This window comes from Arthrobacter sp. 18067 (genome assembly GCF_902706295.1).
Lineage (GTDB): Bacteria > Actinomycetota > Actinomycetes > Actinomycetales > Micrococcaceae > Arthrobacter.
Genome location: NZ_CACSJJ010000024.1, coordinates 67,685 through 83,803 on the forward strand (window position 1 = coordinate 67,685; position 16,119 = coordinate 83,803).

Annotated in this window: 13 protein-coding genes and 1 riboswitch; of the genes, 7 read left to right on the forward strand and 6 right to left on the reverse strand. The window is 64.2% G+C overall.

Annotated features, from left to right (window positions below; translation table 11 throughout):
• The first annotated feature begins 41 nt into the window (after positions 1 to 41).
• On the forward strand, positions 42 to 338 hold the full coding sequence (locus GVL04_RS24740; protein WP_235036381.1) for a hypothetical protein: 297 nt from the start codon (positions 42 to 44) through the stop codon (positions 336 to 338).
• Positions 339 to 395: 57 nt separating this feature from the next.
• On the opposite strand, the gene GVL04_RS20730 is transcribed toward GVL04_RS24740, so the two are convergent.
• From GVL04_RS20730 to speB, 6 genes are all read right to left on the reverse strand, one after another.
• Complete coding sequence (locus tag GVL04_RS20730) at positions 396 to 1,289, reverse strand: amino acid-binding protein (protein ID WP_159708041.1); 894 nt, start codon at positions 1,287 to 1,289, stop codon at positions 396 to 398.
• 165 nt (positions 1,290 to 1,454) lie between these two features.
• Positions 1,455 to 1,919 carry a large conductance mechanosensitive channel protein MscL gene (mscL, locus tag GVL04_RS20735; RefSeq protein WP_159708043.1) on the reverse strand — a complete coding sequence of 155 codons (465 nt, stop codon included), beginning with the start codon at positions 1,917 to 1,919 and terminating at the stop codon, positions 1,455 to 1,457.
• A 203-nt stretch (positions 1,920 to 2,122) separates the two neighbouring features.
• A complete protein-coding gene (locus GVL04_RS20740) occupies positions 2,123 to 3,415 on the reverse strand; it encodes a D-arabinono-1,4-lactone oxidase (protein WP_159708045.1) in 1,293 nt (430 codons plus the stop codon).
• A gap of 29 nt (positions 3,416 to 3,444) precedes the next feature.
• Positions 3,445 to 4,974, reverse strand: coding sequence for an aminobutyraldehyde dehydrogenase (locus tag GVL04_RS20745; RefSeq protein ID WP_235036382.1), 1,530 nt, complete (start codon positions 4,972 to 4,974; stop codon positions 3,445 to 3,447).
• Between the two features lie 43 nt (positions 4,975 to 5,017).
• The gene (locus GVL04_RS20750; RefSeq protein WP_159708047.1) at positions 5,018 to 6,457 is read right to left on the reverse strand and encodes a cytosine permease; all 1,440 of its coding nucleotides are present in this window, start codon (positions 6,455 to 6,457) and stop codon (positions 5,018 to 5,020) included.
• Positions 6,454 to 7,476: an agmatinase gene (gene speB, locus GVL04_RS20755; protein ID WP_200846917.1), complete on the reverse strand. Its 1,023-nt coding sequence runs from the start codon at positions 7,474 to 7,476 to the stop codon at positions 6,454 to 6,456. Before speB ends, GVL04_RS20750 begins: the two co-directional genes overlap by 4 nt.
• 189 nt (positions 7,477 to 7,665) lie before the next feature.
• Between speB and GVL04_RS20760 the strand changes: the two genes are divergently transcribed.
• From GVL04_RS20760 to GVL04_RS20785, 6 genes are all read left to right on the forward strand, one after another.
• Positions 7,666 to 9,180, forward strand: coding sequence for a PucR family transcriptional regulator (locus GVL04_RS20760; RefSeq protein WP_159708051.1), 1,515 nt, complete (start codon positions 7,666 to 7,668; stop codon positions 9,178 to 9,180).
• Positions 9,181 to 9,255: 75 nt separating this feature from the next.
• Positions 9,256 to 9,354, forward strand: a riboswitch (glycine riboswitch).
• Positions 9,355 to 9,503: 149 nt separating this feature from the next.
• The gene (gene gcvP / locus GVL04_RS20765; protein ID WP_159708053.1) at positions 9,504 to 12,383 is read left to right on the forward strand and encodes an aminomethyl-transferring glycine dehydrogenase; all 2,880 of its coding nucleotides are present in this window, start codon (positions 9,504 to 9,506) and stop codon (positions 12,381 to 12,383) included.
• A gap of 11 nt (positions 12,384 to 12,394) precedes the next feature.
• Positions 12,395 to 13,516: a glycine cleavage system aminomethyltransferase GcvT gene (gene gcvT, locus GVL04_RS20770; RefSeq protein ID WP_159708055.1), complete on the forward strand. Its 1,122-nt coding sequence runs from the start codon at positions 12,395 to 12,397 to the stop codon at positions 13,514 to 13,516.
• Positions 13,517 to 13,540: 24 nt separating this feature from the next.
• Positions 13,541 to 13,924, forward strand: coding sequence for a glycine cleavage system protein GcvH (gene gcvH / locus GVL04_RS20775; protein WP_014923200.1), 384 nt, complete (start codon positions 13,541 to 13,543; stop codon positions 13,922 to 13,924).
• Positions 13,921 to 15,240 carry a serine hydroxymethyltransferase gene (gene glyA / locus GVL04_RS20780; protein WP_159708057.1) on the forward strand — a complete coding sequence of 440 codons (1,320 nt, stop codon included), beginning with the start codon at positions 13,921 to 13,923 and terminating at the stop codon, positions 15,238 to 15,240. The genes gcvH and glyA overlap by 4 nt, the downstream gene beginning before the upstream one ends.
• A gap of 434 nt (positions 15,241 to 15,674) precedes the next feature.
• Positions 15,675 to 16,119 (forward strand): serine dehydratase beta chain (locus GVL04_RS20785; protein ID WP_327785621.1); only part of this gene is annotated, 445 nt, incomplete at its 3' end.

Genomic DNA, 16,119 nt, shown 5'->3' on the forward strand with positions numbered 1-16,119 from the left:
ACCTGTCTTTACAGGAAGTTTGTAGAGCACCGCTAGGAGTCATGGACGTGCAGGACAGCATGAAAGATTCATCGCCCGGATCCCGTTTCGCTCAGTTTCAGGGTTTCCCGCAGAACCAAGGGTTCGTCCAGACACAGGGCAAGGCTGTGACCAACTGGAGGGCCCTGGTGGGTCAAACAGTCCAGGTCTGGCGGTACAACGAGGTAGTGGATCAAGGCCGCGTGGAGTCGGTGACTCATGACGGCAGGGTCCTATGGCTTGCTCAAAGCGGTCCGATAGAACGCCGGCTGGTGGAAAAGGAGCGCGGAACGGGTCTACGGATCCGACTCATGAACTGAACGCACATGGTGAGGGCTCCGTGCAGCACTACCTGTATGGCCGCCGGCTCTACGATGTCAGCGGCACGAACTCTCCTTGGCCTCCGGGCTGTGCGCCAGAATTTCCGCGAGCTCCGCCAGCCTGTGCGCGCGTGCGGATTCCGCCGGCGAGAACGGTTCGCCCGGCCGGGAAAAGACGAGCGGACCGTGCCATGCCGTCGGGATCTTGAGGATGTCAGCGGAAGGCCCGACGCCGGCACCCGCGTCGGGTGCCGGGCGCTCGGGATCGAGCGGGACGACTTTGGCGGAAAGGAGTTCGGCGACCGCGTGCGGAAGTTCCTTGGGGTTACCGGCGATGCGGGTGGCGAGGCTCAGAGCCTTGGTTTGGCCGTCAGCCATGGCCAAGGCGGTGGTGGGCCACACATGGGACTCACGGCCGCCGCCGTCGTGCAGTGCCTTCAGCAGTTCCTGTTCGGTGACATTGCCCGGGGCCGAGAGGACGAACTCATCCATGACCGTCTCAGTGGCGGCCGTGCCGTCGGAGCTTGCCCGCATCATCGGGTGGACGTGCAGGCTGAGGATGTTGCTGTCCAGGTTGGCGAGGGATTGGGTGATTTTCTGCAGGGATCCGGGCTGATCGAACAGCACCGTCCGGGCACGCCACAAGGACGGTGCCAGATTCAACGTGCGTCGTTGGCGGAGGGCCGGCGCGTGCAGCCATCGCCTGAGCATTTTGGCGGCCGACGGTTCGGCCACCCAGATGACCAGAACTGTGGCGGTGACCGTCAGGAGCAGGACCTTGGCTACGTAGGGGAGGTGGGTTTCCACGACTGCCGCGTGGACCAGCAGTTCGATGGGAAGCATGACCGCAATGTTGGCCAGGGTGAGCCGGGCCTTGGGCGGTTCGGGCAACTGACCGCAGACATCACAGAGGAGGTCCGCGGTGACGGGAGTGCTCGCGTTGGGCTTCATGCTTTCATGCTGCCCTGCCCCTGTTTCGAACCGGTTGCCTGTGCGTCACGTTCCGGGGACAGCCCGGTGAACGCCCGCCACGCAAGAACCCGGCGTTCTCGCGGGGAGGACGCCGGGTTCAGGCCAAACAACGTGCGTAGGAGCGCTCGCTACGAGCGGTTGGTGCTAGCGGGTGCGGTCGGAATCGAAGTCCGGGTCCAAGTCGGAAGCCTGGCCTGCGTTACGTGCGGCAGCGGCATCCTTCAGGAGATCGCGGATTTCCGCCAGGAGTGCGGTGTCTGCCGGCAGCGGCTCTTCCTCGGGTTCCTCGGTGGAGAGGCGATCCTTTACCAGCGAATTGATCTTGTTCATGGGCGCTACGAAGATGAAGTAGACCACGGCAGCAGTGATCACGAAGGTGACCAAGGCCGTCAGCACAGCGCCGATGTTGACCATCGTGGCGGGGTTGTTTTCCCAGATCTTGAAGCCGAGCCCGTCAGCGTTCATGCCACCGGCGGCGGCGATTACGGGGTTGATGATGTTGTTAGTGAAGGCAGTGACGAGTGCGGTGAAGGCACTGCCGATAACGACGGCTATCGCCAGTTCGATCACGTTGCCGCGAAGTATGAAGTCCTTGAAACCCTTAAACATGGATGGTCCTCCGATTGGGTGCGGGTGTCTGCCTCAGCAGAGATCAAACTACCACTCCCGGGTTTCAAGCGGGTGTAAGCGGGTGAGAGAGGGTTGGCAGGAAGGGGGCGGGAGGTGAGAGAGGGTTGGCGGGAAGGTGGCGGGAGGTGAGAGAGCGTTGGTTGCTCCCTCACCCCACGGCAGGCAATCAGGTCGGCGGACCGTCAGGCGAGCAGGGACCTCGTGTGGTCGTTGAGGAACATTCCGCGGGGGTCGAACTCGCGCCGGACCTGAATGAAGGTGTCCAGCTCCGGGTAGAGGCGTTCCAGCCGGCTACGGGTCATGAAGTGGATCTTCCCCCAGTGGGCGCGCGGCTCGAATTCCTGGAGCACGGCGTCGGCGTCGCGGAAGAACTGCCAGTAGTCGGTCCCGGGCTCGGTGGTCAGCGTGATGACCGTGCTGTCGCGGCCTTGGAATTGAGACATGTAGGCGTCGTCGGACTTCACCCAGCGGACCTCAACGGGGTACTTCTGCTCGGGATACTTGCTGCGGATCAGGTCCTGGATAGCTTCGACGGCGACCAAACCGTCCTCGCTGCGGACAAAGTACTCAAGTTCGTGGAACTGTGTGGTGAAGCCGCCCGGGTAAATCCGGTAGGAGCGGTCCAGCCGGGCACCTTCGACGGCGGAGAGCTGGCTTTCGTCCTGGACGGAAGCCACGTTGTATCGCTTGGTGTAGCTGCGGCCGCCCATGCTGTGGTCCGGGGAACCCGGCAGGTCCAGGAGTTCGCACGAGTCATCCTCCGGGCACCACAGGAACGAGTAGTGCCTGTTCCCGTCGATGTCGGCTTGCCACGTGGAGGTGGTTTCCGCCCACGTGGGGTAGGTGATCTGTTCCTGCAGGTAGTAGCTGTCTTCAACGGCCAACTCGACTTCCAGGAAGATCCCCAACGTTCCAAGGGCTGTCTGTGCGGCACGGAGTTCCCGCAGTTGCCCTTCGCCGATCTCCACGATCTCGCCGTAGCCGTTGATCAGCTTCACCCAGCGCAGTTTGGAGGAGAAGCTGCCCAGGTCCTTACCGGAGCCGTGGGTGCTGGTGGCCAGCGCCCCAGCGATCTGCTGTTTGTCGATGTCGCCCTGGTTGCTGAGGGCCAGTCCCTTGTCCCACAGGGCATCCCCGAACGCGTTGATGGTGGTGCCGGCCAGTGCGCGGGCTCGCTGCCCGGACTGGTCGGTGCCGGTGATGCCGGAGAGACCGGACATGTCCATCAGGACCCCACCGGTCTGAACCAACGGTGAGGACGAGTGCCCTGAGCCGACCGCCCGCACGGGCAAGCCTTCGCGGATGGCGAAACGGACGGCGTCGAGGGCTTCTTGTTCATTCCTGGGCCGCACGGTGAAGGCCGGCGTCGCGCTCTGGTTACCGCCCCAGTTGGTCCACGTGGCGTCCGTGGTGAAGGGGGCTGTGGGAGTGGCTGCGGCCGGTGTGCCCGATGCCCGGGAAACGTGAGTGGTCATGGTGAAAGCTCCGTTGCTTGTCTGAACGCTCACGCGCCGTGGTTGATCATGACGTGCTTGGTGCGCGAGTAGTCATCCAGGGCGTAGAGCGAGAGGTCGCGGCCGTAGCCGGAACCCTTGAACCCGCCCCACGGTACCTCGCAGGCCAGCACGAGGTGCGCATTGACCCAGACAGTGCCGAAGTCCAGTTGCTTGGGAATGCGGAGCGAAAGGCTTGAATCGCGCGTCCAAACGGAGGCTGACAAACCGTAGGGGCTCTCGTTCGCGCGGGTCACGGCTTCCTCGGTGGTGCTGAAGGTTTCCACGGTGACGACGGGGCCGAAGATCTCGTGCGTGGCGATGTGTGCCCCCGCCGGCACGTCGCTGATGACCGTGGGCTCGATGAAGTAGCCGGGGCCTTCCATCGCGGAACCACCAAGAGCGATGTTGAGGCCTGCCTCGCGCGCCTCAGCCAGCGATTCCTTGACCCGCTCATAGTGCGGGAGGGAAATCATGGGGCCGATTTCGACGTCGTCGCCGGCATCGGGAGCGCCAACCACCAGGGTGCTGACCTCGCGTACCAGGTGTTCCGTGAACTCTTCGGCCACGGATTCGTGGACCAGGACGCGGCAGGCAGCACCGCAGTCCTGGCCGGCATTCCAGAAGCCGGCGTTGCGGACGCCGGCAGCGGCGGCGCGGAGGTCGGCGTCGGGGAAGACCACAACGGGAGCCTTGCCGCCGAGTTCCAGGTGGACGCGTTTGACGGACTTCGCGGCGGTTTCGGCCACTGCCTGGCCGCTGACGACGCTGCCTGTCAGGGCGACCAAGGCAATGTCCGGGTGCTCGGACAGCCTCTGCCCCACGGTCCGGCCACGTCCGGTGACCACGTTGAGGATGCCATCCGGGATGCGTCCGGCCAGCACTTCCACCAGCTTCAACGTGGACAGCGGAGTCTGCTCGGAGGGCTTGATGACGATGCTGTTGCCGGCTGCGAGGATGGGTGCGATCTTCCAGGCGGCCATCAGGAGCGGGTAGTTCCACGGGGTGATGACTCCCACCACGCCCACGGGTTCACGGAGGATCACGGAAGTGTGGTCCGTGGCGTAGTCGCCGCCGGCCATGGAGGTCAGGGTGCGTGATGCGCCGGCCATGAACCGGAAGGTATCGATGGTGCTGGAGACATCGTCTTCAGAAACGGCCTGCGGCTTGCCGGTGTTGGCCGACTCGATGGCCTCGAAGGCTTCGCGGTTCTCCTCGATGATGTTGGCAATGAGGTTCAGGACGTCAGCGCGTTCCTTCGGGGTGGTGGCACCCCAGCTCTTTTGGGCCACGACGGCGGCGGCAACAGCGACGTCGACATCATCGGCCGTGCCGGCCTGCACTGAAGCGATGACCGCCTCGGTGGTGGGATCCACGACGTCGATGGACTGGCCCGAGGAGCCGGGGACGAAGGAACCGTTGATGAAGTGACCCGCCGGAGGCAGGGGCAGGGGCAAGGGCAGAGGCAGGGCACCGGCGATATCCGGAGAGCCGGCGGTTGAGCGGCGGACGGTGAACTGTTCGGTCTGGGTGGCTGTCATGATGATTCGCTTTCAGATGTGGGGCTGATCAGATGAGGGCTGGTCAGATGAGATCGGGGGTCAGTGCAGTTGCGGGAAAGGGGGCGGCTTCTGTCTTCTTGCCGAACAGTCGGGCCGCGAAGTAGTAGAGGGGAGCGACGACGACGAGGCCGACGATCCACGAGATGTCCACGCCGCCCATCGCTGCGGCCAGCGGGCCTGTGAAGATGGCGGTGGCCGAGAAGGGGACCTGGATGAGGGCGCCTGCTATGTAGGAGCCGATGGCGACCCAATTGAACCGCCCGTACACGCCGCCGTCGCGCTTGAAGAAGTCTTCAACCCGGTACTCGCCGTGCCGCAGAAGGTAGTAGTCCACCAGGTTGATGGCCGTCCATGGAACCAGGACGTACATCAGGAAGGACAGGAAGTTGGTGTAGAAGAGGATGAAGTTGTCACGGGCAAACAGGGCGATGGAGACAGCGACGACGAAGAGGATGATCGCCGCGATGCTGCGCGTCTTGGCGCGTGGCAACCAGGAGGGCTTGAAGGTTTGCCCGATGGTCAGGGTGCAAAGGACGCCGCAGTACAGGTTCATGGCGTTCGACGCCGCGACGCCCAGGCAGAAGATGCCCACGATGATCAGCGTCCATGGCTGGAGCAGGGCGCCCAGGCTGCCGACGATTTCGACGTCGCCGGTGCTCATGGAGACGGCGAGCGTTCCCACCAAAGCGCCGAGGATCATGGGGAACAGGGTTCCCAGGACGCAGCCTGAGTACGAGGCCCAGAACGCCGGAGCCGAGCCCGTACCTTGCGGCATGTAGCGGGAGTAGTCGGAGACGTAAGGGGCGTAAGCCAGCTGCCACAGGGCGGAGACGGAGATGGTCCCCATGAAGCCCACCCAGTTGAAGTTGCCCGTCTCAAGGAAGTTGCCAGGCAATCCGTGGACCACAAGGATCCAGCCAAAGGCCAGCAACAAGGCCAAGCCTGCCGCGACGCTGAGGACACGTGCATAGGCGTGGATGAGCCGGTACCCGAAGATCGTGGCAATAACGCTGACGACACCGATGATGATGATGCCCGCGTCGACGCTGATGCCAGGGCTCACGGCGGCCATTGCTTCACCACCGAACACCAGGTTGGCCGCAAAGAAGCCGACGTACATGACCACCACGATGACCACGATCAACAGGGCCCCGAAGGAGCCGAACTGGCCACGGGTCTGGATCATCTGGGCAACACCCAGCTGCGGGCCCTGGGCCGAGTGCAGCGCCATGAAGATGCCGCCCACCACGTTGCCGATGATGATGCCCACGATCGCCGGGACAAAGCCCAGGCCGAACACCGTGGTGGCGAGTCCGCCGGTCACGATGGTCATGATCATGATGTTGGATCCGAACCAGATGGTGAAGAGGTCCCGGGCCTTGCCGTGGCGTTCGTTGGCCGGGATCGGCTGGATGGTCTTGTCCTCGAGCCGGGGTACCTCAGTTGTTGGCGCGGTACTCATGACGCGGTCCGGGATGCCGAAGCCAGTTCACGGCCAACTGTGCTGTTTGCCTTGCTGCGGTTCACCATGAGCCCCAGCAGGTCGAACACCAGGGTGGCCGCGGCGACCGTGGTGATGTCCGCATGGTCGTACGCCGGGGCGACTTCCACGACGTCGGCGCCCACGATGTTGATGCCGTTCAGCCCGCGGAGCAAAGCCAGGAGTTCGCGGGAGTGAAGCCCGCCCATCTCCGGGGTGCCTGTGCCGGGGGCGAAGGCCGGATCCAGCACGTCAATGTCGATGGAAACGTAAACGGGGGTGTCGCCGAGCCTGTCCTTCACGCGCTGGATTGCCGCCGGGACGCCAATAACGTCCAGGTCCGAGCACCGGATGATCTGGAAGCCGAATTCGTGATCGCGGAGGAAGTCGTTGCGGTCATAGACCGGGCCGCGGATACCCACGTGCATCGACTTGTCCTCCACCAGGAGGCCTTCCTCGAACGCCCGACGGAAGATGGTGCCGTGCGTGATCGGCTGGTCGAAGTACGTGTCCCACGTGTCCAGGTGGGCGTCGAAGTGCAGCAACGCTACCGGGCCGTGGACCTTGTTCAAGGCCCTCAACATGGGCAATGCGATGGTGTGGTCGCCACCGATCGAGATGAGCCGCTTGTCACCGCTGAGCCCGTTGCCACCGCTGATCAGGGGCAAGGCCTGCTCTTCGATCTCACGGACGGCGCGGGTGATGTCGTAGGGGGTGCAGGCGATGTCGCCGGCATCCACCACCTGCGCTTCGTACACCGGTTCAACGTCGAGCTCCGGGTGGTACCCGGGGCGCAGGAGGCGCGAGGCCTCGCGGACTGCGGCAGGGCCGAAACGGGCGCCGGGCCGGAAGGAGGTTCCGCCGTCGAACGGGACGCCCACGATCGCAATGTCATAGTCGGGAACGCGGTCGATTTGGGGGAGGCGGGCGAAAGTACCGAGGCCTGCATACCGGGGGACTTTTGTTGCGTCGACTGGGCCGATGGGCTTGTGCGTTGTCATTGACGGATCCTTGGGGTGAGGGGTGCTCGCCGTTGAGCGGGAAGTAAGTAATTCCATTCTTGGTGACGCGGATCACTCCGGATAGCGCTACATTGACTACAAATAGTCGAGGCGTTTAGACGAATGTCTAAGTGCCCCCGAAAGGGGCGGGAAAACGCGCCGCCACAGTAGAGGATCGGAACGCAAGAGATGGCAATCACCGTCGCGGAACTCGTCGCCGAGCCGCAGTTGGGACTCGCTCTCCTGGCCGGATCGGCCGGCGCGGACAACCGCATCACCTGGGCCCACACCTCGGACCTGCCCAGGCTGTGGGAGTGGGTCACGGGCGGCGAGCTCATGATGACCAACGGCCTGTCCATTCCTGCCGATGCGGACGGGCAGGTGGCGCTCGCCGAGGCACTCATGGACAGCGGCGCCAGTGCCTTGGCGATCGGCGAGAAGATGCATGCACCCCCTCTGACCCCGGAATTTCTGGAAGCGTGTAACCGGCTGCCGTTGCCCCTGCTCAACATCCCGTACCCGCTGCCGTTCATCGCCATCGCCCGCTCAGTGGCCGAGTCCTCCCTGCTCGAAGAGTCCCGCCGGCTCCGGCAGACGGCGCGCGTCTACGATCTGCTCCGAACCGTCGGCGCCTCGGAAGACCACTGGCAGAGCCTGGTCCAGCGGCTCGCCACCGAACTCGACGCAGAGCTGTTCGTGGTGGACCGCCGCTGCCTCCATCCCTGGCACCCCGACGGGAAGGAGCTCCCGGAGTTCCTCGCCGATGCCTGGGAGCCCTCGTCCGGACACGTATCCCCGGCGGGGAAGAACTTCCAGTGGCACCGGATCCGGGGCAGGCATGTGCTGACCATGGACATTCCCACCCACGCCAACGCGCTGTTGGTGGTGTTGCCCAACAGCGAACCGCACCCGGACGCCGTCGTACTTCTTCATGCCGCAACCGTGCTGGGACTGCAACTTTCGCGCATCGTGCTCTCCTTGGAAGGCCGCCACCGGCTGGCTGGCGAGTTCCTGCTGCAGGCGATGGACGGACGCCTCGGAGTGGCCGAGATGGAGAGCCGGCTCACCGCTTTTGAGGTTCCGCCACAAGGTTTCCTGCTCGCCTCCCTGACGGCGGACGCCGCGGATAAAGCAGCGGACGACGGCGACAGGCTGGCCAACGTGCACATCGAACTGTGGCGGCACGGGGTTGCTTCCGCGTCCCTGAAACGGAACAACAGGCTGCATGTGGTGATCCCGGCAGACGTGCCCGACGAGGTCCTGGTGCACTGCGCCGGATTGGAAACGTCGATCGGGATCAGCGCGCCCGCTGCCGTTGCGAATATCCAGCGCGCGTTGCAGGAGTCCCTCTGGGCGCTGGGTTCAGCCCGAGCCAACGGGCTCGGGCTGGCCCGCTATGCGGAGGGGCCGTCGTGGCTGGGCCTCACCGGTTTTGAGGAAGGAACGGCACTGGTCCGGCGTCTTCTCGGCCCAATTTTCGACTACGAGCAGAGCCAGGAAGGCGATCTCATTGTCACTTTGAGGACGTATTTGGACTCGCAGCGTTCGTGGCAGAAAACCGCGACAGCCCTGTTCGCGCACCGGCAAACCATCATCTACCGGGTACGGAAAATCGGTGAGTTGACGGGGCTGGACATGGGTGAAACGTCCACTGTTGCCCAGCTCTGGTTCGCGTTGCAGATCCATGAGGCGATGCACCAGTAGCTTCACCTTGCTTGCGCTTTTTCGAAACGACCCGCTATGGTGTGAAGCGTGTCACTTACGGTGACGCAACGCTTTTGATCTGCGGCGGGAGAGTCCTGCCGGTACATCCAGTCAGGCGCCGTAGGAGCAAATCCTCCCCAGGAATCTCTCAGGCCCATGTACCGCCGCGGTTAGGCAACTCTGGAAAGCAGTCCGGGTAACCGGGCTCACCGACGGTGCAAGCAGGCAACCATCCCTGCGGAATCTCTCAGGTCCAATACAGAGCGGGGAGGAACCCCACATCATCGTGGCGCTCACTGGGCGCCTGAATCATGGAGTTCCTCTTGACTGTTCAATCAACCCCCACCGCCTTCGCGGACCGGCACATCGGCGCCCGTCGCCAAGCCGACGTTGACACCATGCTCAAGGCAATCGGCTACGACTCTGTCGACGGCCTGGTAGACGTCGCCGTCCCCGATTCCATCCGCCAGGAAACTGCCCTTAAATTGCAGGACGCCCTCACCGAGGTGCAGGTCCTCGCCGAGCTCCGCAAGCTCGCTTCGAAGAACAAGACCGCCGTACAGATGATCGGCCAGGGCTACTACGACACCGTCACGCCGCCCGTTATCCGCCGCAACATCCTCGAAGCTCCCGCTTGGTACACGGCCTACACGCCGTACCAGCCGGAAATTTCCCAGGGTCGCCTCGAAGCTCTCCTGAACTTCCAGACCATGGTGCAGGACCTCACGGGACTGCCAGTCGCCAACGCTTCGCTGCTGGATGAAGCCACCGCCGTGGCCGAGGCTGTGCTGCTCATGCGCCGCGCCAACAAGAACAAGGCTGCCAAGGACGGCAAGACCGTCCTGGACGCTGACCTCCTCCCGCAGACCATCGCCATTGTGAAGGGCCGCGCCGAGGCACTGGGCTTCGAAGTCCAGATTGCTGATCTTTCGGCCGGATTGCCCGACGGCGACATCAACGGCATCGTCCTGCAGCAGCCCGGCGTTTCGGGCCGGGTTTTTGATCACTCCGGCGTGATCGCCGACGCCAAGGAACGCGGCGCCCTGGTCACCGTGGCCGCCGATTTGCTGGCGCTTACCCTCATCACGCCCCCGGGCGAACAAGGTGCGGACATCGCCGTCGGAACCGCCCAGCGCTTCGGCGTCCCGCTGTTCTTCGGCGGCCCGCACGCTGCCTACATGGCCGTCCGTGAAGGCATGGAGCGCACGCTTCCCGGCCGCATCGTAGGTGTCTCCAAGGACAACGCCGGCGTCCCGGCTTACCGACTGGCACTCCAGACCCGCGAGCAGCACATCCGCCGCGAAAAGGCCACGTCCAACATCTGTACCGCGCAGGCTCTCTTGGCGATCGTCGCCTCGATGTACGCGGTTTACCACGGCCCCGAAGGCCTGAAGGCGATCGCCGAAACCGTCCACGGCCACGCCCGCGTTTTGGCTGCGGCCTTGCAGAAGGCCGGCCGCGAACTCGTCTCCGAGGCCTTCTTCGACACCCTCACCGTGCGCGTTCCCGGCAAGGCTGACAAGGTCATCGCCGCCGCCGAGGCCCGCGGCATCAACCTGCGGCTCATCGATGCGGACACCGTTGGCATCAGCATTGATGAAACCACGACGCCGGAGGTCCTCTCCGCGGTAGCCGTCGCCTTTGGCGCCGGTCCGGTGGGGGACGCTTCCGGGTTCGAACTGCCCTCCGACGTGGTCCGCAGCAGCGATTTCCTGCAGCACCCGGTGTTCAATACGCACCGTTCCGAGACGCAGCTGTTGCGCTATATCCGCAAGCTGTCCGACCGGGACCTCGCGCTGGACCGCACTATGATCCCGTTGGGTTCGTGCACCATGAAGCTGAACGCCACGGCTGAGATGGAAGCCATCTCCTGGCCGGAGTTCGCCTCGATCCACCCATTCGCACCGGACCACCAGACAGCTGGTTGGCGTGAACTGATTGAGGACTTGGAAGCGGACCTCACGGAGATCACAGGCTATGACCAGGTCTCCATCCAGCCCAATGCCGGTTCCCAGGGTGAGCTGGCGGGCCTGCTGGCGATCCGCGGCTACCACCTGTCCCGTGGCGACGAGCAGCGCACTGTCTGCCTGATCCCGGCATCGGCTCACGGCACCAACGCAGCTTCCGCAGTGCTGGCCGGCATGAAGGTTGTTGTGGTGGCTACGGCTGCTGACGGCACCATCGACCACGCAGACCTGACCGCCAAGATCGAGGCCAACAAGGACGTCCTGTCCTGCATCATGATCACCTACCCGTCCACGCACGGTGTATACGACGCTGACGTGCGCGAAGTCTGCGATGCGATCCACGCTGCCGGTGGCCAGGTGTACGTAGACGGTGCGAACTTGAACGCCCTGGTTGGATTGGCCCAGCCGGGCAAGTTCGGCGGCGATGTTTCCCACCTGAACCTGCACAAGACCTTCTGCATCCCGCACGGCGGCGGCGGTCCGGGCGTTGGTCCGGTTGCTGCCAAGGCGCACCTGGCACCGTTCATGCCGGGCGACGCTAACAGCGCTGTTTCTTCGGAGGGCGCCGCTTCCACGGATGCTGCCCCGAAGACCGGCGTAGCCATCTCGGCCTCACGCTACGGCTCTGCCGGTGTCTTGCCGATTTCCTGGGCGTACGTAAAGCTCATGGGCGGCGAAGGATTGACCGAAGCAACCAAGTCCGCGCTGTTGGCAGCCAATTATGTTGCCTCCCGCCTGGATGAGCACTTCCCGGTCCTGTACACGGGTGAGGGTGGACTCGTGGCCCACGAATGCATCCTGGACCTCCGCGAACTCACGGCCCGTACTGGCGTGACTGCAGAAGACGTTGCCAAGCGCCTGATCGACTTCGGCTTCCACGCCCCCACGCTGGCCTTCCCGGTGGCGGGCACCTTGATGGTGGAACCGACTGAGTCCGAGGACCTGGCCGAAATCGACCGTTTCATCGAAGCCATGATCACCATCCGCGCCGAGATCGGCCAGGTTGCCAGAGGTGATTTCACTGTTGAGAAGTCGCCGCTGCGCAACGCGCCGCACACAGCTGCCGCCGTCGTGAGCTCCGACTGGGGACGCGACTACCCGCGCGAGCAGGCAGCGTTCCCGGTCCACCACCTGAAGCAAGACAAGTACTTCCCGCCTGTTGGACGCATCGACGGTGCCGCCGGTGACCGCAACCTGGTCTGCTCCTGCCCTCCGCTTGAAGATTTTGAAAACTAAGGACTCCCGACATGTCTGAGAACTACACAGCCCTCTATGAGCAGCACAAAAAGGCCGGCGCTTCCTTCACGGACTTCGGTGGATGGCAGATGCCCCTGAAGTACGAGTCCGAGCTCGCCGAGCACCATGCCGTCCGTCAGTCCGCCGGCCTGTTCGATCTCTCCCACATGGGCGAAGTCTGGGTCAGCGGCCCGGACGCTGCGGCGTTCCTGGACTACGCACTGGTGGGCAAGCTGTCGGCGATCGCCGTCGGCAAGGCGAAGTATTCGCTGATCTGCAACGCCGACGGCGGAATCATCGACGACCTCATTTCTTACCGTCGTGCTGAAGACAAGTACCTTGTGGTCCCCAATGCGGGCAACGCCAAGGTGGTCGCTGCGGCGCTGCTGAAGCGCGCGGCCGGTTTCGACGTCGTCGTCGAGGACGTTTCTTCCGGGACGTCACTCATCGCCGTGCAGGGCCCGAACGCTGAAGCCATCCTGCTGGAGCTGGTCCCCGCGGAGCAACACGCGCTGGTGACCGAGTTGAAGTACTACGCGGCCGTTGAGGTGTCCATCAACGGGCAGGACCTGCTGCTCGCCCGCACCGGCTACACCGGGGAAGACGGCTTCGAGATCTACATCCCGAACGTCGACGCGCCGGGTCTCTGGGAGGCGCTGCTCGAAGCCGGGGAAGGCCACGGACTCATCCCGGCCGGACTCGCCGCCCGTGATTCGCTCCGTCTGGAAGCCGGCATGCCCCTCTACGGCAACGAGCTCTCCCAGCACGTCAACGCCTACGCGGCAGGCCTTGGCCCGGTTGTTTCCCTGGCCAAGGAAAGTGACTTCGTCGGCCGGGAAGCACTGACTTCCATCAAGGCTGCCGGCGTCGGTTCGACCATCGGGCAGAAGCTCGTGGGCCTCAAAGGTACCGGCCGCCGAGCCGCCCGTGGACACTACTCGGTCCTCAAGGACGGCTCGCTCATCGGTGAAGTCACCTCCGGCCAGCCGAGCCCGACGCTCAGTTACCCGGTAGCGATGGCCTATATCGACGTCGAGCACTCCGAGCCGGGCACGATCGTCGACGTCGACCTCCGCGGAAAGGCGGAGCCGTTCGAAGTCGTTCAGCTGCCGTTCTACAAGCGCCAAAAATAAGCAGACCAGAAGGTAGGAATCGGAATGAGCAAAGTAGTTGCTGAATTGAAGTACTCGGCTGAGCACGAGTGGGTTGCCTCCGACGGGGGAGGGCCTGTGGGGATTGGGATCTCTGCGGTGGCCGCTGACGCCTTGGGCGACATTGTGTACGTGGACCTGCCCGAGGTTGGTTCGACCGTGACCGCAGGCGAGACCTGTGGCGAGGTGGAATCGACCAAGTCGGTGTCTGACCTGTACTCGCCCGTGACCGGTGAGGTGACCGAGATCAACGACGCCGTTGTCAGCGATCCCGCCCTCATCAACAACGATCCGTACGGCGCAGGCTGGCTGTTCAAGGTGGCCGCCACGGAGGAAGGGCCGCTCATGTCGGCCGAAGAATACGCTGCAACGAACGGTGGAGAACTGTGAACCCGGTATCCGTAACTGAGTACCACCAGGTTGTGTCGGCGTCGTTGGATGCCCAGCTGTCCGAGCTGGATCCTGAGATCGCTGCGAAGATCGACGACGAACTGGGCCGCCAGCGCGACGGCCTGGAAATGATCGCATCCGAGAACCACACGGCCGTTGCCGTGATGCAGGCCCAGGGTTCGGTCCTGACCAACAAGTACGCCGAGGGTTACCCGGGCAAGCGCTACTACGGCGGCTGCGAACACGTCGACGTGATTGAGCAGCTCGCGATCGACCGCATCAAAGCCCTGTTTGGCGCCGACTTCGCGAACGTCCAGCCGCACTCCGGTGCACAGGCCAACGCCTCGGTGATGCACGCCCTCATCAAGCCGGGCGACACCATCATGGGCCTCAACCTGGCCCACGGCGGCCACCTCACGCACGGCATGCGGATCAACTTCTCCGGCAAGCTCTACAACGTGGTCCCGTACGGCGTTCGCGAGGACACCCACACCGTGGACATGGCCGAGGTGGAACGCCTGGCCCAGGAACACAAGCCTGCGCTGATCGTGGCTGGCTGGTCCGCATATGCGCGGCAGCTGGACTTCGCCGAGTTCCGCCGGATCGCCGACTCCGTGGGCGCCTACCTCATGGTCGATATGGCGCACTTCGCGGGCTTGGTTGCCGCGGGCCTGCACCCCTCGCCGGTCCCGCACGCCCACGTCACCACGTCCACCACGCACAAGACCCTCGCCGGTCCTCGTGGCGGCATCATCCTCTCCAACGACGCCGACATCGCCAAGAAGATCAACTCGGCCGTGTTCCCGGGCCAGCAGGGCGGACCGCTCGAGCACGTGATCGCGGGCAAGGCTGTCGCGTTCAAGATCGCCGCTTCCGAGGAGTTCCGTGAGCGTCAGGAACGCGTCCTGGCCGGTGCGCGGATTCTCGCCGAGCGACTCACCCGCGAAGACGTGGCCGCGAAGGGCATCTCCGTTGTCTCCGGTGGCACGGACGTTCACCTGGTCCTCGTCGACCTGCGCAACTGCGAGCTCGACGGCCAGCAGGCCGAAGACCGCCTCGCCGCGATCGACATCACCGTCAACCGCAACGCCGTACCATTCGACCCGCGCCCGCCCATGGTCACCTCGGGCCTCCGGATCGGCACCCCGGCGCTCGCCACGCGCGGCTTCGGGGAAGCAGCCTTCCGCGAGGTCGCGGACATCATCGCCGAAGTGTTGATTGCCGACGCCGATGCGGACCTTTCCGGGTTGCGTCACCGCGTTGATGTCCTCGCGAAGGCGCACCCGTTGTACCCGGGTACGGCGAACCTGGGCTAGTCGCTCGGTTGCGCTGGCCGATTCGTGGGCTCGCTGCGGAGTGTGCCGTGGCCACGGCATGTTTCGCAGCGAACCCCCGTTAGGCCTGGAGGCCCCTGGGCATGAGTGCCTCGGAGGTGGCCCCTTTGGGACCGGCGTCCGGCAGCGGGCGTCCAAGGGAGCATCGCATCCGCCCAGCAGGTGCACCTGCGACTGAGCCCGCCGAGGATGTCGGTCCTGACGGGCCGCTGGTCCTGGCAGAGCTGGTCCTGACGGGCCAACGCACATTAATCTCCCGGGTGTGGCATTTGCTGGGAACGAATGCCGCACGCAAACACCGGGTTTGGAGGTTCGCACTGGGACCTCCACGGGGGCTGGGCCTGCCTTGGCTCGGGAATTGGCCCGGCCCCCACATTCTTGTTTTGTTTCACTCTTCCCCGAAAGGGATCCCAGCCATGGCTGTTGGTGTTTTTGATCTGTTCTCCGTAGGTATTGGTCCGTCGAGTTCGCACACTGTGGGACCGATGCGCGCCGGGGCGGTGTTTGCCCGCGAGTTGCGCGAGTCCGGCGTGCTCGATGCCGTGGCGGGTTTGAGGGTTGATCTTTACGGCTCATTGGCTGCGACGGGCAAAGGCCATGGGACGTTCACCGCAGTGTTGCTGGGGCTAGAGGGCTTCGACCCTGAGGAGATCCTTCCCGACGAGGTGGAGGAGCGGTTGGCATCCATTGCTGAGACGGGAAAGCTCAACCTGGCCGGCGGTGCGCTCCTGGATTATGCGGTGGAGGATATGGTGTTGCATCCGTTGACGGTGTTGCCGCGGCATACGAACGGGATGAAGTTTGCTGTCTCTGATGCTGAGGGAAGCCTGGTGCGGGAGGCGACGTTCTTCTCGGTGGGTG

Bases quoted from the DNA above. Each gene is read 5' to 3' on its own strand.
- GVL04_RS24740 (WP_235036381.1), top strand. From the start codon at position 42: ATGGACGTGCAGGACAGCATGAAAGATTCATCGCCCGGATCCCGTTTC.
- GVL04_RS20730 (WP_159708041.1), bottom strand. From the start codon at position 1,289: ATGAAGCCCAACGCGAGCACTCCCGTCACCGCGGACCTCCTCTGTGAT.
- mscL (WP_159708043.1), bottom strand. From the start codon at position 1,919: ATGTTTAAGGGTTTCAAGGACTTCATACTTCGCGGCAACGTGATCGAA.
- GVL04_RS20740 (WP_159708045.1), bottom strand. From the start codon at position 3,415: ATGACCACTCACGTTTCCCGGGCATCGGGCACACCGGCCGCAGCCACT.
- GVL04_RS20745 (WP_235036382.1), bottom strand. From the start codon at position 4,974: ATGACAGCCACCCAGACCGAACAGTTCACCGTCCGCCGCTCAACCGCC.
- GVL04_RS20750 (WP_159708047.1), bottom strand. From the start codon at position 6,457: ATGAGTACCGCGCCAACAACTGAGGTACCCCGGCTCGAGGACAAGACC.
- speB (WP_200846917.1), bottom strand. From the start codon at position 7,476: ATGACAACGCACAAGCCCATCGGCCCAGTCGACGCAACAAAAGTCCCC.
- GVL04_RS20760 (WP_159708051.1), top strand. From the start codon at position 7,666: ATGGCAATCACCGTCGCGGAACTCGTCGCCGAGCCGCAGTTGGGACTC.
- gcvT (WP_159708055.1), top strand. From the start codon at position 12,395: ATGTCTGAGAACTACACAGCCCTCTATGAGCAGCACAAAAAGGCCGGC.
- gcvH (WP_014923200.1), top strand. From the start codon at position 13,541: ATGAGCAAAGTAGTTGCTGAATTGAAGTACTCGGCTGAGCACGAGTGG.